Here is a 22,910-nt window from a genome sequence, read left to right as displayed (position 1 = left end):
ACAAAGAGGTGATCATATGTTTAATAAGAAAAGAAAACGAAATTCTTTTATGTTTACTGCTTCATTGCTAGGTGCGGGTGCTGTAACTTACTATTTGACAAAAGATACCACACAGGGTGAAGATAGAGATAGTACAATAAAATCATACTCTTCTATTAATCCGATAAATGATCGTCTGAATGATTTATAGATGGCTAATGCGGAGAAAAACTATCGGAGGAAGAGTATGAGGCACAAAAGAAAACTACTTCTCATTACAGCAATTACACTTATTAGTTCAATCAGCACCAGCTCCGCATTTGCAATTCAATCAAAAGGGGGAAGCGCAATGGCAGAACAAACTGCAGTAAAAAAACTACCAACTAGAAGTGAAATCAAAACAGAGGATACCTGGAGATTAGAGGACATTTTTGAAAGCGACAAAGCATGGGAGAAAGAATATGAAGAAGTAAAAGCGGCTTTGCCAAAGCTAGCCGATTTTAAAGGTAAGCTTGGTGAAAGTGCGAACACATTATATGAAGCACTTACTTATCAAGATAAGGTAATGGGGCGTCTTGGTAAACTTTATACATATGCACACATGAGATATGATCAAGACACGACAAACTCAAGCTATCAAGCTTTAAATGATCGTGCAAGAAATTTATATACACAAGCATCAAGTTTAAGTTCATATATTGTCCCAGAGCTTTTAACAATTGATGAGGCTAAGATTAAACAATTTTTAGAAGAAAAAGAACAATTAAAGCTTTATGAGCATTCTCTCGATGAAATTAATCGTCAGCGTCCACATGTATTATCTGCTGAGCAAGAGGAATTATTAGCACAGGCATCTGAGGTTCTAGGCTCCTCTAGTAATACATTTGGAATGTTAAATAATGCAGACCTAACTTTCCCAAGCATCAAGGATGAGAATGGTCAGGAAGTTGAAATAACTCATGGCCGCTACATTCGTTTCTTAGAAAGTGAAGACCGCAGAGTACGTGAAGAAGCATTTAAAGCTGTATATAAAACATATGGTGGGTTTAAAAATACATTTGCAAGTACTTTAAGCGGTACTGTGAAAAAGGATAATTTCAGCGCGAAGGTTCGAAATTATGAATCAGCAAGGCAAGCTGCATTAAGCAGTGATAATATTCCAGAGTCTGTTTACGAAAACCTAATTAGTACAGTTCATAAGCATCTTGATCTTCTGCAACGTTATGTAAAACTACGTAAAGAAGTATTAAAACTTGATGAAGTTCATATGTACGATCTGTATACACCTCTCATTAAAGATGTAAAGATGGAAGTCAGCTATGATGAGGCACAGGATTATATCTTAAAAGGTCTTGAACCTTTAGGTAAAGAGTACACATCTATTTTAAAAGAAGGCTTTGAAAATCGTTGGGTTGATATTCATGAGAATAAAGGGAAAAGAAGTGGTGCTTATTCATCGGGTGCTTATGGGACGAATCCGTATATTCTTATGAATTGGCAGGATAATGTAAATAATTTATTTACGCTTGCACATGAATTTGGTCATTCTGTTCATAGCTACTATACTCGCAAAACTCAACCATATCCATATGGTAACTATTCAATTTTTGTGGCAGAGGTTGCATCAACATGTAATGAAGCTTTGTTAAATCATTATTTATTAAATACTATCGATGATGAAAAAGAACGTCTCTACTTATTAAATCATTTCCTTGAAGGCTTCAGAGGCACAGTATTCCGCCAAACGATGTTTGCAGAATTTGAACATATTATTCACCAAAAAGCTCAAGATGGAGAACCATTAACACCTGAGTTATTGACACAAACATACTACGAGCTAAACAAACTATATTTTGGTGATGACATTGTAGTTGATGAAGAGATAGGTCTCGAATGGTCTAGAATTCCTCACTTCTACTACAATTACTATGTATATCAGTACGCAACAGGCTATAGTGCTGCAACTGCTTTAAGCAATCAAATTCTCGAAGAAGGTCAACCAGCAGTTGATCGTTATCTTGAATTTTTAAAAGCCGGTAGCTCTGATTACCCAATAGAAGTACTTAAAAAAGCTGGCGTTGATATGACATCCTCTGCTCCAATTGAAGAAGCATGTAAAGTGTTCGAAGAGAAGCTAAATGAAATGGAAGAGCTTTTAGCAAAAATGAATAATTAAAAATAAAAAGGAATGCCGCATTATCTGCGCATTCCTTTTTATATAAGTCTCTTTTCTAAGAGAATGTTGTTTTTAAAATAAAAACTAATTCAGGTTGATTGGAACGGATTGCTCACCGCCCGCTCCGCGGAAAGCGAGCAACTCTCTCTTCAATCAACCACCCCGCATTGCATGGTAAATAGCAACAAAGCTTGCGAAAACAGCTTTATATAAAAATAGCCAATGAACCTAAAACCCTCTAAACGTTTTCCGATGATTTATGAGATAAAGTGTGATGAAAAGAGTAATAAATAATAGGGGGGATGTAATATACATTGGGACAATATCCATAAAGCTTAATATATTAAGAACAAACAATACTAAGGTAGCGGTACTTCCAATAATAATCCATTTCAATTTCGAGACACCCTCCTAAAGTATTCTATATTAATTGTATATGATGAAGGATGTCCTTTTATAACGGGCAGTAAGAAAGTAAACTGCCCGTAAAGTCCGATAAGTCTCGCTATTACTATTAAGAGCAGGAATTGAACGGAATCGATTGTGACATTTTTGTGAAAAGCCTATCACCTACTTGTCAATTGTCGACAAGTTTTGATATAGTAGAGATGTGAAGTTAATCACAAACAAACATTTACCCCTTTGTTTGACCGTGAAAAATTTCTCCCATCCCCTTTGTTGTCGTTAAGACATAAAAAAGAAGACCCTGTACATTTGTATAGGGTCTTCTTTATTGTTGAAAATAATGTGGAAACCGTCACTAGGCATCAAGTCCTAGTGGGATTTAACATAAAATTGAAGATCAAAAACAAAAAGAAATGACTACTCTTTGAGTCATTTCCTTTTGTGTCTATTTTTGATCACCAATATATCTCCAAAACGTACCGTGCTTAGCTTGGATTCTTTCAACAGTTTGTGAAAGTACGAGTTTTTTCAACTCTTTTTCTACTTCTGTCATTGTCATATTATAAACTGTAGCAATCTCGATAGAAGCTACAAATTGATAATGCTTTAAAAAGATCTCTAATGGAGGTGTATGGGACGGTTTAATAGCATCTCCGATCATTTCCTGTAATACTTGTACATACATATCATAAGAATAAATGCCTGTTATTTTTAAACCCTCTTCTTCAACATTCTCACTAAAAAATGCAAGTGTTGGGATTTCCTGCACGTCCATCTCTGAAGTGATTTTCAAATCACATTGTAATGCTTTGGCAGCACTTTGTGAATGTAAATCTTTTTGAAACTCTGCAACATCTAATCCGACTTTTTCCGCAATATTCATTAACATTTTTTCATCTGAAACATTTTGGTTTTCGATAAATAGCTGCTCCTGTAATTTTCTTAAAAAACGGAGACCTGCTTTTTTCCCTTGAAGTTCAGCTGATTTTATCGCTAGTGAAGCAGTGTAAGGTGTTGATAAAGGGTTTTCTATCCAAATCTTACCGTCACAAGACATGCCTGTTCGACTAGCGGTCTTTTCCCAGGCTTGAGCTAATCTATCAGGTCTTTTTCTCTTAGTGATATTCAAGGTTGCAAGACGTCCACTAATAATATGTTTTAGTGTGAAAAGGCGTCCGTACTCAATTTGTAGTTTTTTAATCATAGGCTCAAGTGCCCAGCATTCAGGGCTTAGTGGATCAACAAACATATAGATTTCTAAAGGTTTATCTGGATGCCCACTACAATGTGAGAAAAAGAGGGAGATGTCCTTTTTCTCATGACTGTTATTCATTGTCATTAACCTCTTTCTGAACATTGCCAATTTCAGCATTCTCTGCAGTATTTACCATATGATGTGCAGTAAGCTGAAGTCGATGGAGAAGAAAATCCCTAAGTTCACCCTCAAGCTCAACTTCCTTCATAGCTTCCTTCATACAGCTGATCCAAGCATTCGCCCTAGTAGGCGTAATCTCAAAAGGAAGATGACGTGCTCTTAGCATAGGATGTCCGTGTTCATTCGTATAGATTTGTGGACCTCCTAGGTATTGTGTGAGAAATTGCTTTTGTTTACGAGCTGTTTCAGTTAAGTCATCAGGAAAGATTGGGGATAGTAATGGATGTTTTTGTACCTTTCCATAAAAGGAATCAACAAGGTGCGAAAGAGTTTCTTCTCCAATCGCCTCATATGGTGTTATGTTTTGTTCAGTCATGTTGATTACTCCTTTAACGTTTGCTTAATGTTGTTTAAAGAACCAGATGCATCCTTAAAGCATAAAATTATTTTTTGAAACAAAATCTAACAATGTATTTATTTTAACAAGCAGTAATAGATATCTCAAACAAACCGCTCTCTCAATTTTGATAATTTAGTCCTATTATATGTTGGAGACAGCTATGTATGAAGGAATAGGGCATTGAATTCTGTTAAAAGTTACCTTAATTCTCATGAAGAAAGGGTCAGATACCTCATCTCAATACATAGCTTTGATTAATGATTAGCTCTATATATTAGTGATGTAGGAGGTACACAGACCCTCTTTTCCATATTTATCGGAGGTTACAGCGCGACAGGACGTGACGTTTTAATTGTAATAAGTATCACTAACCATTTGTGGGGGATAAAGAAATCCCGACATTAATTGAGTCTCACTTTATGAGTGAGACTCAACCATTATAGGTAGATGTGATTTTACGTACATAATTTTGTGTTTCTTTAAACGGAGGGATTCCACTGTATTTATCAACGTTACCTGGACCAGCATTGTAGGCTGCTAGTGCCAATGACACATCTCCGTTATAACGTGTAAGCATTTGCTTTAAATACTTTGTTCCACCCTCAATGTTTTGAGCAGGGTCATATGGATCCTGTACACCTAGTGAACGAGCTGTAGCTGGCATTAATTGCATAAGTCCTATAGCGCCAACATGGCTTTTTGCAGAAGGGTTAAAACCAGATTCTTGTTTGATCACTGCCCGAATAAGCTTATCATCTACTCCGTATTTCTCGGAAGCTTTCGTAATCATTTCATCCATGCTTCCAGATATATTGACTTTAGGTGTAGATGCTTCTTTAATAGAAGATAATCCAACTATCTGAGCAGAATTATCCAACATATTAGACAAGGTATTCAATGAAGATGCTGATTGTTTTGCTGGTGTCTCAACAGATGAAGAATTTAAAAAGGATTGCAATAGTTCTTGGAAATCTGTTTCAAACACCGAAGCTTGATTGTCAGCTGTTTTGTCATTAAAGTTGCGCAATGCTTGTAGCTCTAATAACGTTTTATAGTAATTCAGTTTTATGTCCAAGCTACTTACCCCATCTCTTTATATTTTTGCTCATAAAAACGGCGAATTTTATTTTTTGTATAGCGAATTGGAATCTCGAGCTCATTTAATATTTCTTGAAAGATCACTTTTCCTGTTGCTTCATCCTGTACTTCATATTCAAGTTCAAAATCCTCTACAGTTAAATATCGGCTATGATCAAGGACGAGTAAACCATTTCGATGATTTTTTTCCGCTCGCATCGTTGTAAGGGTTCCGAAATAAGTAATCGATTTGTCATCAACACCTAGTTTTCGAAGCTGATCAACAATTTGTCCAGTCAAAAGTTTACCTGTTTTGATCATTTCAGAAGCAGCTTCCTTTGTAATTGTTTGATGTGTTTCTAACAAACCAATCTTTGCTGGTTCCTTTAATGTCATAACATAATGTTCTTTCTTTTTTCTAATTCTAAGGGCTGCTCCAAGCTCTTTTAAAGAGAACTGAGGAGTATCAAAGTAGTGGTTTTCTTGTTTGATAAAATCATTATCCTCTATATGAAAAGCGGTTTTTATCTTTTTAAATTCTGTTTCGGTAAGTAAATTTTTGAATTCTATCTCTATTTCCTGTGACATATCTTGAATCCTCTCATTGATCAATTTTATAGAATCGTGATTCGTATCTTGCAGCAGCTCAGGGACTTGTTGTCCGAGACTGATCTAGGCGTATTCACATTTATTTTATTATCTCCTGAATCTAATCAACTCGCAATGTTATCATGTGAGTTTTTAATATGGTAAAATAATCATGGAACGTGTAATGGAAGGAGATTTTTTTATGAATAAAAGAATTGAACTAACGAAAGCAATGATTGACAATAATAGCCTAATCCTGCATCCTGAATCCAATTCAATAGAAATACAAGGATTACAGGCAAAAGGACAGATGCTTGTTGATTCTGATCAATTGGCATTTATCTATATTTTAGAAACTGCTGATGAGTTTGTCTATGCTGGATTACCACATACAATTTGGACAGAATTAAGAGAAGCGAAAGATAAAGATCTTAAGGTGATCTTAAAAATAAAAGAACAAAATTTAGAATTAGTCGATTTATTTGATGAACTTGATTATCTGTTAGAAAATATAAAGGGAAATGCAAACTATGGTGAAGAGATGGAGAAAAAGGTTGTTGAGTTATTTTCTTTAACATAATCCATAGATAAGGGTACTTTGTTTTCTTGTCTTGCACCAGCGTCTAGCCTTTATGGTGATAACGAATCATGAATTCTGGAGAAAGAAAACGTTTCAATCCATGAACGTTTTATATTCTTGAGGCTGACCAAGGCGTCTGCATTTTTCAGGTTTCAATGTGTTGTGGCTTAAGGGGGATTTTACATGCAAAACGAACAATGGAAATTATTTTTAGCTCCTTACAACCAAGCTGTTGAGGAATTAAAGGTAAAATTAAGAGGAATTAGATCACAATATGAACTTCAGCATTCAAATTCTCCAATTGAGTTTGTAACTGGTCGTGTTAAACCAATTGCGAGTATCCTTGACAAGTCCAAGCGTAAAGGTATTCCAATGGAAAACTTGGAAGATGATATGCAGGATATAGCGGGAATTCGAATGATGTGTCAGTTTGTTGATGATATAAAAGTAGTGGTAAATATGCTTAAAAGTAGAAATGATTTAGAGATTGTTGAAGAACGAGATTATATTACGAGTAAAAAGGATAGTGGTTATCGTTCCTATCATGTAGTTGCTAGATACCCTGTTCAAACAGTTGCAGGAGAAAAGAAACTGCTCGTAGAAATTCAAATTCGAACATTATCAATGAACTTTTGGGCAACAATTGAGCACTCAATAAATTATAAATATAGTGGGAATATTCCTGAAGACATAAAAGTTCGTTTAAAACGAGCAGCAGAAGCGGCATATTCCTTAGACGAAGAAATGTCCCAAATTAGAGGAGAGGTTCAAGAGGCACAAGCTATCTTCTCAAGAAAAACCGAAAATGATCGTACATAATAGTTGGCACTATCTGAAAGTCTTGTTTGAAGGAAAAGAATCTAAAATATAAAGGGGTAGAATTGAATGAAGTTTGCCATTTCATCAAAGGGAGATCCTGTTTCAAACTCTATAATGCAAAAAATGAAAACCTATTTAATAGATTTTCAATTAGAATATGATGAAGATCGTCCAGACATTGTTATCTCTGTTGGTGGGGATGGTACCCTTTTATATGCGTTTCATCGTTATCGTAGTAGATTGGATAAGACTGCTTTTATTGGTGTACATACAGGTCATCTTGGATTTTATGCCGATTGGGTACCTGATGAAATTGAAAAACTCGTTATTGCCATTGCAAAGACACCATACCAGGTTGTGGAATATCCAATTTTAGAGGTTATTATTCGTCATAATGATGGTGGTCGTGAAGCGAGATATTTAGCGCTAAACGAATGTACAGTGAAAAGTATTGAAGGTACTCTTGTGATGGATGTTGAAATCAAGGGACAAACCTTTGAAACATTCCGTGGTGATGGTCTATGTATGTCTACACCTTCTGGAAGTACAGCCTATAATAAAGCATTAGGTGGTGCGATTCTTCATCCTTCATTAAGAGCAATTCAGTTGGCCGAAATGGCTTCTATCAATAATCGAGTGTTCCGTACAATCGGATCACCGCTTATCTTACCTGAACATCACACCTGTATGTTGAAGCCAGTGAACGATGTGGATTTTCAAATTACGATTGATCATTTAACCCTTTTGCATAAGGATGTTAAATCGATTCAATGTCGAGTGGCAAATGAAAATGTAAGGTTTGCTCGCTTTAAACCATTCCCGTTTTGGAAAAGGGTGCGAGATTCCTTTGTAGGGGACATAGGACGATAAGAGTAGGAAGGTTTTCATAACATGACATTTCAACTACATTGGACGATTTTAAGTGAAGATGTTGGCAAAACTGTTTTGGATTTTGTGAAAGAAAAGAAAATCTCAAAGCGGGCTTTAACGGATATTAAATTTAACGGAGGGGATCTATTAGTTAATTCTCAGCATGTGACGGTACGTTACATGCTTAAAGAGAATGATGTCCTCACTGTTATTTTTCCTAAAGAAGAAAGAGGGGCAGGCCTCATTGCTGATGATGTCCCATTTAAAATTGTTTATGAAGACGATCATTGCTTAGTGATTGATAAACCTGCATTTGTACCATCCATTCCATCCCGGGATCATGTAAAGGGTACATTAGCAAATGGATTAATAAACTATTATCAGCAACAGAAAATTCCTTCAACGATTCATATTGTGAATCGCTTAGATAAAGATACTTCAGGATTAATGCTTGTAGCAAAGCATCGATTTGCTCATTCATTATTTTCAGATCAGCAAAAGAAAAAGGAAATTCATCGTACATATGAAGCGATTGTTCATGGAGTGATCGAACAGCAAGCAGGTACAATTACAAGCCCAATTGGCCGTAAGAAAGACAGCATTATAGAGAGAGAAATTCGTGAGGATGGTCAGGAAGCAGTAACCCATTTTCAGGTTCTTCATACTCTAAAAAACAAAACACATATCAAGCTAGTGCTTGAAACTGGTAGAACACATCAAATTCGAGTTCATCTTTCTTCGATTGGTCATCCGCTTTGTGGTGATACTTTATACGGCGGAGATGTTGAAGAAATTAACAGGCAAGCACTCCACAGCGCACAATTGTCATTTTGGCACCCTTTGTTAGAAAAGGATGTTCAGTTTGCATCAGAATTGCCTGAGGATATGGAAAGATTGGCTAGAGGGTGACTCAAAACCAAAGGGTCAGACCCCTCCAACACAATATATAGCACCTTAAACGTTAAAGGCTACTATATATTAGTAATGTTGGGAGGTGTCAGCCCCTTTTGAGTCAGCCTCTTTTGAGTTCTGGAGAAAGTAAACAGCAAAATGGCTAAATATTTCGGACAAAAAGTCATTAATGATGACTACACCTGTGATTAAATTAGAGCAAAAATGAACAGAAGGCATTAACTAAAGAATAAGCTACCTTCTTTTATCGAAATCTTGATTCATCGTAAGGAAGCGAGGAGTCGACAGAAAATAGTTGATCCTCTGGATAACGATAAGCGGTAAGCTTGTTGCCAAATACAGCTCCAGTGTCAATGTTAATCGTGCGTTTTAATCGCTTCGGTTCTTTTATTGGAGTATGACCATAAACGATTAGAGCTTTACCATCATAATGCTGAGCCCAATCTCGACGTTCAGGTGTACCATCTGGATTCTTTTTACCAGTAATATCACCGTATAACACAAAGGTCTTTACAGCATTACTTTCCTTTCCGATATAGTCCTCTCGAATTCCAGCATGTGCAACAATTAAGTTTCCCTCGTCAAGTACTTGATATAATGGCGATGATTCATAAAGCCAAATAAATTGCTTTTTAACCTCTTTTTGCTGGCTATGAGAAAGGGCCTCATATTCAGCAGCAGTCGTTTCAAGACCATGTGTGATTTGAACTTTATTACCAAGAAAAAACCTATATAGCTTATTGCAGTGGTTTCCAGGTGAATAAAAGGCATGTTGCTCTTTGACCAATCGATAAACTACATCAATTACTCTTAAAGAAGCTGGACCACGATCAGTTAAATCCCCAACAAATGAAAGCTTACGACTGTCAGGATGTACAGGAATTCCTGAAGCCCAATCGTAACCAAGCTTTTTCGTTAAAGCCTCAAATTCATTAAAACAACCATGGATATCTCCAATAACATCAATTTGCATTTTATCACCTCTGACATTTTGGGGGACTTCATTTGTTCATTGGGGGACAGTCCCCAATGAAGTCCCAAATGGTATAAAGACCCAGTATAAATGAGTAATTTTCAAGACATACAAAGGTTTCAACAATTGAAGGACAGTCCCCAATGGATCGTTACTTTTGATCGTTGATATGTAAGTTGTCAAAATGGGGACTGTCCCCATCTCCCCATCTCCCCATCTCCCCATCTCCCCAAAATAAAAATAGTACCCACTAATTAGGGTACCATCTTTTCAATCAAACATGTATTTTCGTGTGCGGGATCTTACGTTTAGGACAATGCCGATTGCGACCATGTAGGTTGCGAGTGAGCTTCCTCCGTAGCTTACGAATGGTAATGGGAGGCCTGTGATTGGTAGAAGGCCGATTGTCATTCCGACGTTTTGGAATACTTGGAATGTGATCATGCCGATGATTCCTGTACATAGATAGCTACCAAATGGATCATTGCTTTCTAGTGAGATATGAATCATTCTATAAATTAATAAGAAGAAGAGTGAGACGACAATACTTCCTCCGATAAAACCAAATTGTTCAGAAATGATAGCAAAAATAAAGTCTGTATGGGCTTCAGGTAAGTAGACTTCTAGGTTTTGATAACCTTTCCCTCTAAGCTCCCCTGAACCTATTGCAAGTAAGGATTTTACGAGCTGGAAGCCTTGTTCACCAGAATATTCGTATGGGTTTAACCAGCCGTAAAATCTGTCGAGTTGATATTCTTGTAAAATATACTTGTGGAAAAAGTCAGGAAACTTAAAAAAGATAATCAAGACTGTTCCAATTGCAATGAGTGCAGAAAAAACTGCGGTTAAAATAATTCTCCATTTAATTCCAGATACTAATACAAGTGAAGCAATAATTGCACAGAATACCATTGTCATACCCATATCTGGTTGTCTAACTAGCAGAAGAACAGGTGGTGCTGCAGTAGCTGCAAGCTTTCCTATTAAAAGAAAATCATCTGTTAGTGTATTTCTAGGGTATTTTTCTCGGTGATCAGCAATAATCTTACTCAGTACGATGATCATAAAAATTTTCATTAATTCTGAAGGCTGGAAGTTTCCTAATGGCCCAAGCTTATACCAGCTTGTAGCCCCTTTAATTGTTTGAACAATTCCTGAAGGCAAAACTTCTAAGCCGAGTAGTAGCAGCATGCCAAATCCGTATAAATACCATGAAAGCTGTTTAAAGCGATCATAATCTATAAGCATTGTTACGACAACAGCTACTGTACCTATCACATACCATTGAAGTTGTTTCAGTGAAAAATTAATACCTTGAAGTACTGAAGGTAGTGTTTCTTCTGCACTGTTAATAGCGATTGTACTAATAATTGCTAATAAAAACATAATAAAAATTAACGTAAAATCTATTTGCTGTTGAGGGGATTTTTCAGTTGTCATAGTTGATCCCTTTCTAATCTTTAAACTTGAAAATATCTACATAGTCATTGTATCATTAACCATCTTAATCGATTGTGAACGATTTGCAAAGAATCCTTTGTCACAGAATATGAAAATGTAAATTTTTTATGAATGTTTCGTTGTTCATTGTATTGCGCCACTTATTTCATATAGAATATTATAGTATTTATTAGATGAAGCGCAATATGTAGAATGGAAGAAGAAAGTGTCGAATAAAAGATATATCTCTATCTTACACTACTTATTCATTTTATTAATCCCATATTATATGGAAGTAATATGACTCAAGCCTCAATAATTTGTGAAATGGTCTAAAAGGGAGAGACAAATGGAGAGGAGGGCCTAAAATGTCAGATGAAAGAGAAAAAGTAGAATTGGAAGAAGAATCCTTACTAGCTGCGTTATCTAGTCAGAATATGGATGAATTCCGTGAGATTTTTTTAGAGCAGCATCCATATGATCAAGCAAAGCTATTTGTGAAGTTAGAAGAGGAAGACCGAATTACTGTTTATAAATATCTGTCTCCAGAGGAAATGGCGGCTGTTTTTGAAAATATAAAAGATGATGATGACCAGTATGAAATGTATTTGTCTGAGATGGATCCTACATTTGCAGCACATATGCTTGGGGAAATGTATGCTGATGATGCTGTAGACGTATTAAATGAGCTAGACAAGGATCAAGTGGCAAGCTATTTAACGATTATGGATGATGAAGCTGCTGAAGAAATCCGCGAGCTTCTCCATTATGAGGAATATACTGCAGGAAGTATTATGACGACGGAGTATATTTCCATTCATGCAAATCAGACATTACACTCTGCCATGCAGATTTTGAAAAATGAAGCACCTAATGCAGAGACCATTTATTACATTTATGTCATTGATGAAGATAAAAAACTAGCTGGGGTCATTTCTCTTAGAGATTTAATCATTAATGAACCAGATACAATGATTTCTGAAGTAATGAATGAACGTGTTTATACCGTTAGTGTTGCAGAAGACCAAGAAGAGGTAGCCCGAAAAATGAAGGACTATAACTTCTTAGCACTTCCTGTAATAGACTTTAGAGGTCACTTACTTGGAATCATTACAGTAGATGATATCGTTGATGTAATCGATGAAGAAGCCAGTGATGATTACTCAAAACTTGCCGCTATTTCAGATGTTGATTCAAATGATCGTGGACCCTTTACAGCAGCAAAAAAAAGACTTCCTTGGCTAATTATCCTTCTGTTTTTAGGGATGTTTACAGCTAGTCTTATTGGAAGATTTGAAGAGACCTTAGACAAGGTAGCCATTTTAGCTATTTTTATTCCATTAATTGCAGGTATGGCAGGAAATACTGGTACACAAGCTCTAGCTGTTGCAGTTAGAAGAATAGCGGTTGGAGATGCTGAAGAGCAAAGTACATTTAGAATGATTTTAAGAGAAGCTGGAACAGGCCTGATAACAGGAACTATATGTGGAATTGTTGTTACACTCGTTGTTTTTGTTTGGCAAGGAGATATCTTTTTAGGAATTTTAGTTGGGATTTCTATTTTAGCTACTTTAACAGTTGCGACGATTGCAGGGGCCTTTATCCCGCTCATCATGCACAGATTAAAGGTAGATCCTGCAGTGGCGTCAGGCCCTTTCATTACAACAATTAATGATATCCTAAGTATTTTAATTTACTTTGGCATGGCTACTTTGTTTATGAAGTATTTAATTTAGTAGGTAATAGATCATGTTAACCTAAAATAATTCTTAATGAGTGCTACTATTCTCACCACTCACAGCTTATCAACATTTTACATGAAGCTTTTACTTAGTTTTAATAAAGAAACACTTATGATGAATGATATCAAATATATAAGGGAGGGATATTATGCATGGTGCATCCGTAACTTCATTAGTCATAGTTATCCTTGCGGCATTTCTGACGCCTATTTTGTTACACCGCTTAAAAATGAATTTTATGCCAGTTGTTGTTGCTGAAATCATTGTCGGATTAATTATTGGTAAAAGTGGATTTAATGCGGTCTCACAAGATATGTGGCTCGAGACACTTTCAATGCTTGGTTTTATATTCTTAATGTTTTTAAGTGGTCTTGAAATTGATTTCTCAGCATTCGCTGGAGGTAAGAAGAAGGAAAAGCTTCCTTCAGGAAAAAATGCTCCGAATACATTTTTAGTATCGACTATTATTTTTGCTGGAATTTTTGTTTTATCATTACTGCTTTCCTATTTCTTTGTCTTGATCGGCCTAATGGATAATGCCTTCTTAATGACGCTGATTATTTCGACGATTTCACTAGGAGTTGTTGTACCTACCTTAAAGGATGCCCAAATTATGAAATCAAATATCGGGCAAATTATCCTTCTAGTAGCCGTTATTGCCGATTTAGTGACGATGGTTTTACTCGCTGTCTTTGCTTCAGTTTATGGTGGAGGAGACAGTAACACATGGTTATTGTTAATTCTGTTTGGAGCGGGTGTATTACTTTATTTCTTAGGGAAATCCTTCAAGAATCGTTCATTTATTGAGACGATGTCAAAAGGAACGATTCAGATTGGCACGAGAGCTGTATTCACACTTATTATTGTGTTAGTAGCTATCTCTGAAACAATTGGTGCTGAAAATATCCTAGGAGCTTTCTTAGCAGGTGTATTAGTTTCACTTTTATCACCTAATAAGGAAATGGTTCAAAAGCTTGACTCCTTTGGTTATGGATTTTTAATTCCAATATTCTTTGTAATGGTTGGAGTGGATTTAGACATCTGGGCATTATTTAAGGATCCGAAGATCTTTTTATTAATTCCTTTACTTATTATTGCCCTGCTAATTTCGAAGATTGTTCCAGTGCTTTACTTAAAACGCTGGTATGATATGAAAACAACTCTTGCATCAGGTTTTCTATTAACCTCAACACTTTCATTAGTGATCGCTGCAGCAACGATTGGGGAAAGAATGGAAATTATCACTTCTGAGATGTCAGGTGCGCTCATATTAGTTGCTGTTATCACGAGTATTGTTACACCGATATTCTTTAAAAAGTTATTTCCTGTAAATAAAAATGAAAATCCTAAAATTAAAATTGCCTTTATCGGTGCAAATCAAATGTCATTACCTGTAACAAGAGAGCTAAATCCAGATCTATATGAAACAACGATTTATCATATACAGCAGGATAAACTTGATAAACAAATATCTGAATCATTGTTTGAAATAAAAGAATTAAAAGATTTTCAGGTTGAGACTTTAAAGGAACAAAATGCGTTTGAGGTTGATCTGATTGTCGTTGCAACAGGTGATGAAGAAAGAAATGCTGAAATAGCTCTATTTGCAAAGGATGAACAAGTGAATCGAATCATTGCAAGTGTAGCTTCACCTGAATTAGATGGAAAAATGAAGGAACATGGAATTGATGTTTTTTCTACATTGCTATCTACAAAAACAATGCTGCGAGCGCTTATCGAAGCACCAAGTGTGATGCGGATTATTACAAACCAAGAAACAATGCTTTATCAAATAAACTTAAACAATGCGAAATATGACAATATCTTGTTACGTAATTTCCCGTTCACAGGAGATATTATTTTCGTTCGAATCTTTAGAGGGAAGGATTCAATTGTTCCTCACGGTGATACTGATTTAAAGCTTGGCGATCGCCTAATCGTTACAGGCTCAAGAGAGTATGTGAAGGAATTAAAACGAGAGCTTGAGCTTATCTGATTTCATTTGTAATATCTGAATGTTTAAGAAGTTTCCCTTGAAAGTTAAAAAACATTTGGTATGATAGATATAAGTCAATAATAAGACCGCTAGGGGATCCCCAATAAAGGGGCTGAGATTAAAGTGTTTCTTTTAAACCCTTATAACCTGATCTGGTTTGTACCAGCGTAGGGAAGTGGATTACGGCATATAACAACTATGTATGTAAACCACTTTCTTACCCGGAAAGTGGTTTTTTTATATTGGCTCTTTTCTAAGAGATCGTTGCTTTTAAAACTAAAACTGTTTAAGAGGTTGATTAGAGCGGAAGTGCGAGACTCCTGCGGGAGTAGCGGGACAGGTGAGACCCCACAGGCGTTTACGCCGAGGAGGCTCACCGCCCGCCCCGCGGAAAGCGAGCATCTCTCGCTGCAATCAACCTTACCGCACTACTGGGTAAATAGCATCAAAGTTTGCGAAAACAGCCTTTATATTTAAAGGAATTCCATAAGAAAAATGAATTAAGGTGAAAAAGTTGGAGATTCATGTCATATCTGACGGGAAACAGACAGTTAGTGAATTAACAAAACGAATGTTAATGATTCACGATGAAGTAGATTATATCCATATACGTGAAAGAACGAAATCAGTATCGGAAATAATGGAGATTGTCTCGCTCTTACTAAACAACGGAGTACCGAAAAGTAAGCTAGTTATTAATGATCGACTTGATGTCGCACTATTGCACGAAATTCCTAATGTTCACTTACCAGGACATAGCTTTCCTATCGAAAAGGTTAGGCGCATGGATCCTTCATTAAAGATCGGTCGATCTGTGCATTCTTTGCAAGAAGCAATTGAATGTGAAAAAGCAGGTGCGGATTATCTTTTATTTGGGCATATTTTTCCAACAAATTCGAAACCAAACTTAGCTCCTCGAGGGGTACAACAAGTAGCTGAAATATGTCAAAGTGTACGAATTCCTGTCATCGCGATTGGTGGAATTATTCCTAATACCATACCAATGCTATCAGGGGTGAATTTGAGTGGCATTGCGGTTATGTCCTATGTAATAGCAAGCGACAATCCTCAGAATGCTTTACAGGAATTAAGATTGAGTTTAGTAGAGGTGGGAAACCATGAAAACACAATTTGAGGTAGGAATCATTGGTGGTGGTATCATTGGTCAATCGATCGCCTATCAATTAGCAAAAGAAGGCGTATCTGTCCTTGTTTTAGAAAGTAATAAGATAGGGAATGGTGCGACAAGTGCTGCAGCTGGTATGCTTGGTGCAAATTCAGAGCTAGAAAACAATGATGCATTCTTTCAATTTGCAAAAGAGAGTCAACGACACTACCATGTACTACGTGACGAACTTTCGCAAATTTCACAGGTTGATATACAGCTAGTAGATAAAGGAATGTATAAGCTAGCTATGACAGATACTGAAGCTGCTGCTTTAAAGGATGTTGTGAAGCATCATGAATCAGTGGAATGGCACTCAAAAGAGGTAGTACTAGAGCGAGAAACTACTCTATCAGCAACTATTAAAGGTGCACTTTACATACCAGAGGACGGGCATGTATCACCATACCATGTTTGTGCAGCATTTTCAAAGTCTGCTAGCTTACTAGGAGCAACGATTTTAGAGAATACACCAGTACATGAAATAAAGAAAACAGCAGCTCAGGAATACACTCTATCTACTCCGCTCACTGATTTTGTTTGTAAAAACGTTGTCATCGCAAATGGAGTTTGGAGTGGACATTTCTTTAAGAAATTAGGTTTATATGCAGGAATAAATCCTGTAAAAGGGGAATGTCTGGCTATTAAAAGCAATGATATTGACTTGGAAAAAACAATTTTTTATGATCATTGCTATATCGTACCAAAAGGTGATGGGAGATTTGTCATTGGTGCGACGATGGTTGAGGATGATTGGAGTACAGTGCCAACAATTGGTGGAATCCAATCTCTCATTGAAAAAGTAACACCAATTATACCTAGCATTTCTTCAGCACAGCTTATTGATACATGGGCAGGCTTAAGGCCACAAACAGTTGATGGAAAACCTTACATTGGTCAGCATCCTGAAGGTGAAAATATTTATTTTGCAACCGGCCATTATCGAAATGGTATCTTATTAGCACCGCAAACAGGGTTGATGATTAGAGATCTTATTTTAAATAGGAAACAAAATGAAGACTATGTGAAAGCATTTTCAATTAATAGACTTCAAGTGCAAACAATGAGGTGAAAAGATGAGCATTAAATTGAATGGTGAAATCGTAGAATTAAGCGGTGACATTCAGACGATTCAACAGCTATTAGCTTTTTATAAGCTAGAGGATCGACTTGTCATTGTCGAGCATAATCGAGAAATCATTTTAAAAGACCAATATAAATCAACTGATATACAGAACGGTGATGAAGTTGAACTTGTTCATTTTGTAGGAGGAGGATGATAACATGTTAAAAATTGCTGATAAAACATTCCAATCAAGATTATTATTAGGTACTGGTAAATATCCATCATTTGAGGTTCAAAAGGAAGCGGTGGCACAATCTGAGTCTGAAATCTTAACATTTGCTGTTCGTCGAATGAATATTTTTGAAGAATCACAACCAAACTTTTTAGAGCAGCTTGATGTTTCAAAGTATACTCTATTACCTAATACTGCCGGGGCTAAAACAGCTGAAGAGGCAGTAAGAATTGCTAGACTTGCAAAAGCATCAGGATTATGTGACATGATAAAAGTAGAGGTAATTGGCTGCTGGCGTTCATTACTTCCTGATCCAGTAGAAACCTTAAAAGCAAGTGAAATGTTATTAGAAGAAGGGTTTATCGTGTTACCTTACACATCAGATGATGTTGTGTTGGCAAGAAGATTAGAAGAATTAGGTGTACACGCGATTATGCCTGGTGCTTCACCAATCGGATCTGGTCAAGGAATACTTAATCCGTTGAATCTTCAATTTATTATTGAACAATCAAAAGTCCCTGTTATCGTGGATGCTGGTATTGGGTCACCTTCTGATGCATCATTAGCTATGGAGCTTGGTGCAGATGGAGTTTTATTAAATACAGCTGTTTCTGCTGCACAGGATCCAATAAAAATGGCGGTCGCAATGAAGCTTGCAATTGAAGCCGGCAGACTTGGATTTGAAGCTGGTAGAATTCCTAAAAAAGAATATGCAACAGCTAGCAGTCCAACAGAAGGAATGATGACAACTTAATGGAACGCTACTCAAGACAACAATTATTTGCTCCAATTGGAGAGAGCGGTCAAGAAAAGATCAAGAATAAGCATGTGCTAATTGTGGGTGCAGGTGCGCTAGGCACGGCCAATGCTGAGATGATTGCACGAGCTGGGATCGGAAAATTAACAATTATTGACCGTGATTATGTGGAGTGGAGCAATTTACAAAGACAACAGCTATACGTTGAAAAAGATGCAAGCAATCGTATTCCGAAGGCGATTGCTACGAAAACCCATCTACATGAAATCAATTCAGAGGTTGAAGTTCAAGCATTTGTTGAAGATGTTACCTCCGCTAACATTGAGGAGTGGCTGGATGGGGTCGATGTCATCGTTGATTCAACCGATAATTTCGAAACAAGGCTATTGATCAATGATGTTTCATTAAAACATAACATACCGTGGATTTACGGTGGAGTTGTTGGGAGCTATGGTCTTTCCTTTACCGTGATCCCTAAGAAAACACCGTGTCTTCATTGTTTATTAAAGCATATCCCCTTTGATGGTATGACTTGTGATACAGTTGGTGTCATTTCACCTATTGTTAGCATGGTTACGTCACATCAAACAGCAGAGGTGTTAAAGCTGCTTGTCGAAGATGAAGAAAACCTTCGTAGTAAGCTCGTGTCATTTGACCTTTGGAAAAATCAATATTCATCGATTAATATGGATCGTTTAAAAAATGATGCATGTCCTACTTGTGGGACAAATCCAGTATACCCATATTTAACAGCTGAGAAAGAAACGAAAGCAGCAGTACTATGTGGAAGAGATACTGTTCAGATTAGGCCAACGAATGGAAAGCAGATCTCATTTGAGAATATTTCTAAACGAATTAAACCAATAGCAGATGCATTTTTAGAAAACCCATTTTTAATGTCGTTTACATTTGGAGAGCATCGAGTTGTCCTTTTTAAGGATGGACGTGCACTTATCCATGGAACAAAGGATATTGCCGAGGCCAAAACGATATACCATCGCTACATCGGTTAAGTTAAAGGGAGAAAGGTGAAAAGACTGACTCTTATATTTTTTACACACTTACGTTTTGTGTAAAGAGTATTCGTCTATAGAGTCAGTCTTTTATTATGAGTAAAAGGAGTAAATGATCATGAAAATTGGAGATGCATTAAAGGTATACTTTGTTATGGGTTCAACAAATTGTCGTGATCTTGATCCTGAGAAAACCTTATATGAGGCATTAGAGGGTGGGGTCACGCTTTTTCAGTTTAGAGAAAAAGGTGTAGGCTGTTTAGTTGGCCATGAGTGTATTTATTTAGGAAACAGCTTAAGAAAGCTCTGTAAACAGTATAAAGTTCCTTTTATAGTGAATGATGATATTGAGCTTGCAATAGAGCTAGGGGCAGACGGGGTTCATATTGGGCAAGATGACCGTGATCCATTACTTACGAGAAAGCAAATCGGACATGATAAGTGGTTAGGAATATCTACACATTCAGTTGAAGAGGCGAAACAAGCTGTGAAGGATGGGGCTAACTATATCGGTGTAGGTCCGATGTATTCAACAAAAACGAAAGCTGATGCACATGCTGTTGTTGGACCTGAACTTATCACACAAATTAGAACATCAGGATTAAGTGATTTTCCGATTGTAGGAATTGGTGGGATTACATTGGAGAATGCAACGAATGTATACAAGGCTGGTGCAAATGGAGTTGCTATTATAAGTGGTATTAGTCAAGCTAAATCACCTGAGCAAGCTGCTGCTGCATTTCGGAAAATAGGTGAGGATAGTAAATCGAAAAGTTTGCAAGATTTTTGTAGTAAGTTGCAAAAATCCTCCCAATAGTTGCAAGATTATCTTTTGAATTTGCAACATTCTACTTCAAAGTTGCAACATTCCACTTCAAAATTGCAAAATCGCCGTCTCATTTAATTAGAGGTGCCACTACTTTTCATCTCTAGCACTTCAAGTAAATTAATGCTATAATTATAACCAGGTACTAATAACATGTATTAATATTAGGAGGATGTACATGAGTTTATCACTTAATGGACGCAATATTGTGGTTATGGGAGTAGCGAATAAACGTAGCATCGCATGGGGGATTGCACGTTCTTTACATAATGCTGGTGCTAGACTAATCTTTACATATGCAGGGGAACGTTTAGAGAAATCGGTACGTGACTTAGCTGAATCTTTAGAGCGTAATGATTCAATTGTTTTACCTTGTGATGTAACAAATGATGAAGAAGTAAAAACATGCTTTACTGCAATTAAAGAAGAAGTAGGTGTGATCCACGGTGTTGCACACTGTATCGCATTTGCCCACAAAGAGGAACTGCAAGGCGAATATTTAAATACTACTCGCGATGGTTTCTTACTAGCGCAAAATATTAGTTCATATTCTTTAACAGCTGTTGCGAAGGAAGCAAGAGGTCTTATGACTGAAGGCGGTAGCATAGTTACATTAACATACCTTGGTGGAGAGCGTGTTCTACCTAACTACAACGTAATGGGTGTAGCAAAAGCCTCCTTAGAAGCAAGTGTAAGATATTTAGCTAGTGACCTTGGTAAAGATGGAATTCGCGTTAACTCGATTTCTGCTGGTCCAATTCGAACACTTTCAGCAAAAGGAATTAGTGATTTCAATTCAATTCTAAAAGAAATTGAAGAACGTTCACCATTACGTAGAACAACAACGCCAGAAGAAGTTGGCGATACTGCTTTATTCTTATTTAGTGATTTATCAAGAGGTATGACAGGCGAAAATCTACATGTTGATTCAGGCTATCATATTTTAGGATAAATGAACCTATTCTAATTTAATGTAAAACAAGGCTGTTTTCGCAAACTTTGTTGCTATTTACCAAGTAATGCGGTGTGGTTGATTGCAGCGAGAGTTGCTCGCTTTCCGCGGGGCGGGCGGTGAACCTCCTCGGCGTAAACGCCTGCATGAGTCTCACCTGTCCCGCTGCTCCCGCATGAGTCTCGCAATCCGCTCCAATCAACCTGAATTAGTTTTTGTTTTAAAAGCAACAATCTTTTAGAAAAGAGCCTAAAACAAAAACCTAGTCCGTTATGGATTAGGTTTTTGTTTTACATAAGTAGAGGAATGTATTGGATAAAGCGCTATTATTTATGATGGTTGTAATGCTACCTACAAGCATTTAAGAAAATGCCTCAACAACCTTTGCAAGTTTTATTTGACTGTCATCCATAAGCTCTTTTGCGGGCTGACGTTTAATTACAATCCCGTTTTGTATAAGAATGATTTCATCAGAAATATCAACAGTTACAGCCTTGTTTCTACTTTTACGTTCCAACAAGTCAAAACATTTTTGAGCTGAATTTGTAATAGAAGGAATCGGATTATTAGGTTTAGCGATAAAAAAGCCTTGACCATAATCAATCCCTAGATGAATAACATGTTGAAGTTCAGCTTCTGTTTCAATACCTTCAGCAATAATTTCACTATTCATTTTCTTGGCAAACATAACAAATGCTTCTAAAATATTAGACTTTACCTCATTTTGATCAATCCCACTTATTAACGAACGATCAACCTTAATATAGTCTGGCATCAATTCAGATATTGATTGTAAGGAAGAATAACCAGCTCCAGCATCATCAATTGCAATTTGAAAGCCTTGTTCCCGATAATGATTTAATACACTCCTGAATGCAGCAAAGTCATGTATAGCATTTCTTTCTGTAATTTCAAAAACAACATTATTAGGGTTGATTCCATAATGTTGTAGTAAAGAAATAGTATGACCAGGATTAAACTGGCGATCATAAATCACTTGTGAATTTAGGTTAATAAATAGTTTTTTCCCTTCTAAAATACCTTTGCTTTCCTCAAATGCACGTTCTCTTGCGATTTTTTCCAGTGAATATAATAACCCCTCTTTTTCTGCATACGGAAATAAACGTGAAGGACTATAAAAAGAACTATTTTGTGGTCCTCTTGATAATGCCTCAAACCCATATGTCTGATGGCTATGAAAATGAACAATTGGCTGAAAATGAATGCTGAGTTGTTTCTTCCTAAGGATATCCATAAATTCATCCTTTAAAGAAACCTTTTCACTGATAAAGTCTGTACGTACATTGTTCATGATTTTTCTCCTTTGATCCATCACTACTGAAGGTTATTGTATATTTAGTCATGACGTAGGAAATGGGAAAGAACTAACAAAATTTATTAAGCTAACCATCCATATATTGATATTCGACATGTAACAGTAGTTAAGCATAAGTCGCTCTTTGGAAGTTTGGTTTGTAAGGAATCATACCTTTTCTTACGATAAAAAAGTAATATGTATGTGTCTGTTATTTTTATAGATGAAAAAAATGTAGGGAAGTTCTTAAAA

General features: G+C 36.5%; 23 protein-coding genes and 1 riboswitch. Of the genes, 15 read left to right on the top strand and 8 right to left on the bottom strand.

Going from position 1 to position 22,910, the window contains the following annotated elements; all coding sequences use genetic code 11:
- The first annotated feature begins 16 nt into the window (after positions 1 to 16).
- Together I7822_RS07995 and pepF are read left to right on the top strand one after the other, a co-directional pair.
- Positions 17 to 190: a hypothetical protein gene (locus I7822_RS07995; RefSeq protein ID WP_207976746.1), complete on the top strand. Its 174-nt coding sequence runs from the start codon at positions 17 to 19 to the stop codon at positions 188 to 190.
- 138 nt (positions 191 to 328) lie between these two features.
- Positions 329 to 2,155 carry an oligoendopeptidase F gene (pepF, locus tag I7822_RS07990; RefSeq protein WP_207976744.1) on the top strand — a complete coding sequence of 609 codons (1,827 nt, stop codon included), beginning with the start codon at positions 329 to 331 and terminating at the stop codon, positions 2,153 to 2,155.
- Positions 2,156 to 2,383: 228 nt separating this feature from the next.
- On the opposite strand, the gene I7822_RS29845 is transcribed toward pepF, so the two are convergent.
- The 5 genes from I7822_RS29845 to I7822_RS07970 all read right to left on the bottom strand — a co-directional run bounded on the left by I7822_RS29845 (position 2,384) and on the right by I7822_RS07970 (position 6,000).
- On the bottom strand, positions 2,384 to 2,551 hold the full coding sequence (locus tag I7822_RS29845) for a hypothetical protein (protein WP_243459348.1): 168 nt from the start codon (positions 2,549 to 2,551) through the stop codon (positions 2,384 to 2,386).
- Between the two features lie 454 nt (positions 2,552 to 3,005).
- Positions 3,006 to 3,899 (bottom strand): ClpXP adapter SpxH family protein, encoded by an 894-nt coding sequence (locus I7822_RS07985; protein ID WP_372442120.1) that lies wholly within the window; start codon positions 3,897 to 3,899, stop codon positions 3,006 to 3,008.
- The gene (locus I7822_RS07980; protein ID WP_207976740.1) at positions 3,886 to 4,311 is read right to left on the bottom strand and encodes a globin domain-containing protein; all 426 of its coding nucleotides are present in this window, start codon (positions 4,309 to 4,311) and stop codon (positions 3,886 to 3,888) included. Before I7822_RS07980 ends, I7822_RS07985 begins: the two co-directional genes overlap by 14 nt.
- Positions 4,312 to 4,765: 454 nt before the next feature.
- Positions 4,766 to 5,404: a lytic transglycosylase domain-containing protein gene (locus tag I7822_RS07975; protein WP_307847704.1), complete on the bottom strand. Its 639-nt coding sequence runs from the start codon at positions 5,402 to 5,404 to the stop codon at positions 4,766 to 4,768.
- 11 nt (positions 5,405 to 5,415) lie between these two features.
- Complete coding sequence (locus tag I7822_RS07970; RefSeq protein ID WP_207976738.1) at positions 5,416 to 6,000, bottom strand: CYTH domain-containing protein; 585 nt, start codon at positions 5,998 to 6,000, stop codon at positions 5,416 to 5,418.
- Positions 6,001 to 6,202: 202 nt separating this feature from the next.
- On the opposite strand from I7822_RS07970, the gene I7822_RS07965 reads away from it, so the two are divergent.
- The 4 genes from I7822_RS07965 to I7822_RS07950 all read left to right on the top strand — a co-directional run bounded on the left by I7822_RS07965 (position 6,203) and on the right by I7822_RS07950 (position 9,178).
- Positions 6,203 to 6,580 (top strand): UPF0738 family protein, encoded by a 378-nt coding sequence (locus I7822_RS07965; RefSeq protein ID WP_207976736.1) that lies wholly within the window; start codon positions 6,203 to 6,205, stop codon positions 6,578 to 6,580.
- Between the two features lie 183 nt (positions 6,581 to 6,763).
- Positions 6,764 to 7,399, top strand: a complete 636-nt coding sequence (gene yjbM / locus I7822_RS07960; RefSeq protein ID WP_207976734.1) for a GTP diphosphokinase — start codon at positions 6,764 to 6,766, stop codon at positions 7,397 to 7,399.
- A 66-nt stretch (positions 7,400 to 7,465) separates the two neighbouring features.
- Positions 7,466 to 8,269, top strand: a complete 804-nt coding sequence (locus I7822_RS07955; RefSeq protein ID WP_207976732.1) for an NAD kinase — start codon at positions 7,466 to 7,468, stop codon at positions 8,267 to 8,269.
- A 21-nt stretch (positions 8,270 to 8,290) separates the two neighbouring features.
- Positions 8,291 to 9,178, top strand: coding sequence for an RluA family pseudouridine synthase (locus I7822_RS07950; protein WP_207976730.1), 888 nt, complete (start codon positions 8,291 to 8,293; stop codon positions 9,176 to 9,178).
- A gap of 247 nt (positions 9,179 to 9,425) precedes the next feature.
- Here the strand turns inward: I7822_RS07950 and prpE are convergent, their stop codons facing one another.
- A complete protein-coding gene (gene prpE, locus I7822_RS07945; protein WP_207976728.1) occupies positions 9,426 to 10,154 on the bottom strand; it encodes a bis(5'-nucleosyl)-tetraphosphatase PrpE in 729 nt (242 codons plus the stop codon).
- A gap of 270 nt (positions 10,155 to 10,424) precedes the next feature.
- Complete coding sequence (locus I7822_RS07940) at positions 10,425 to 11,594, bottom strand: FtsW/RodA/SpoVE family cell cycle protein (protein ID WP_207976726.1); 1,170 nt, start codon at positions 11,592 to 11,594, stop codon at positions 10,425 to 10,427.
- A 368-nt stretch (positions 11,595 to 11,962) separates the two neighbouring features.
- Here I7822_RS07940 and mgtE point away from each other — a divergent pair, with 368 nt between their 5' ends.
- The 9 genes from mgtE to fabI all read left to right on the top strand — a co-directional run bounded on the left by mgtE (position 11,963) and on the right by fabI (position 21,343).
- The gene (mgtE, locus tag I7822_RS07935) at positions 11,963 to 13,330 is read left to right on the top strand and encodes a magnesium transporter (RefSeq protein ID WP_207976724.1); all 1,368 of its coding nucleotides are present in this window, start codon (positions 11,963 to 11,965) and stop codon (positions 13,328 to 13,330) included.
- Positions 13,331 to 13,484: 154 nt separating this feature from the next.
- Positions 13,485 to 15,332 (top strand): monovalent cation:proton antiporter family protein, encoded by a 1,848-nt coding sequence (locus I7822_RS07930; protein ID WP_207976722.1) that lies wholly within the window; start codon positions 13,485 to 13,487, stop codon positions 15,330 to 15,332.
- A gap of 81 nt (positions 15,333 to 15,413) precedes the next feature.
- A riboswitch (TPP riboswitch) is annotated at positions 15,414 to 15,523 on the top strand.
- Between the two features lie 323 nt (positions 15,524 to 15,846).
- A complete protein-coding gene (gene tenI / locus I7822_RS07925) occupies positions 15,847 to 16,467 on the top strand; it encodes a thiazole tautomerase TenI (protein WP_207976720.1) in 621 nt (206 codons plus the stop codon).
- On the top strand, positions 16,451 to 17,569 hold the full coding sequence (gene thiO, locus I7822_RS07920) for a glycine oxidase ThiO (protein ID WP_207976718.1): 1,119 nt from the start codon (positions 16,451 to 16,453) through the stop codon (positions 17,567 to 17,569). The genes tenI and thiO overlap by 17 nt, the downstream gene beginning before the upstream one ends.
- A gap of 4 nt (positions 17,570 to 17,573) precedes the next feature.
- The gene (thiS, locus tag I7822_RS07915) at positions 17,574 to 17,777 is read left to right on the top strand and encodes a sulfur carrier protein ThiS (protein WP_207976716.1); all 204 of its coding nucleotides are present in this window, start codon (positions 17,574 to 17,576) and stop codon (positions 17,775 to 17,777) included.
- Between the two features lie 4 nt (positions 17,778 to 17,781).
- Entirely contained in the window at positions 17,782 to 18,549 is a 768-nt protein-coding gene (locus tag I7822_RS07910) for a thiazole synthase (protein WP_207976714.1), read from the top strand.
- Complete coding sequence (locus I7822_RS07905) at positions 18,549 to 19,565, top strand: thiazole biosynthesis adenylyltransferase ThiF (RefSeq protein ID WP_207976713.1); 1,017 nt, start codon at positions 18,549 to 18,551, stop codon at positions 19,563 to 19,565. Before I7822_RS07910 ends, I7822_RS07905 begins: the two co-directional genes overlap by 1 nt.
- A 112-nt stretch (positions 19,566 to 19,677) precedes the next feature.
- A complete protein-coding gene (gene thiE / locus I7822_RS07900) occupies positions 19,678 to 20,382 on the top strand; it encodes a thiamine phosphate synthase (RefSeq protein ID WP_207976711.1) in 705 nt (234 codons plus the stop codon).
- A 187-nt stretch (positions 20,383 to 20,569) separates the two neighbouring features.
- Positions 20,570 to 21,343, top strand: coding sequence for an enoyl-ACP reductase FabI (fabI, locus tag I7822_RS07895; RefSeq protein WP_185652896.1), 774 nt, complete (start codon positions 20,570 to 20,572; stop codon positions 21,341 to 21,343).
- A 361-nt stretch (positions 21,344 to 21,704) separates the two neighbouring features.
- On the opposite strand, the gene I7822_RS07890 is transcribed toward fabI, so the two are convergent.
- A complete protein-coding gene (locus I7822_RS07890; protein ID WP_207976709.1) occupies positions 21,705 to 22,655 on the bottom strand; it encodes an EAL domain-containing protein in 951 nt (316 codons plus the stop codon).
- Between the last annotated feature and the right edge of the window lie 255 nt (positions 22,656 to 22,910).

This window comes from Metabacillus bambusae (assembly GCF_017497975.1).
Lineage (GTDB): Bacteria > Bacillota > Bacilli > Bacillales > Bacillaceae > Metabacillus > Metabacillus bambusae.
Note: the sequence above shows the minus strand (reverse complement) of the source record. Positions and strands in the feature narration are given on the sequence as shown.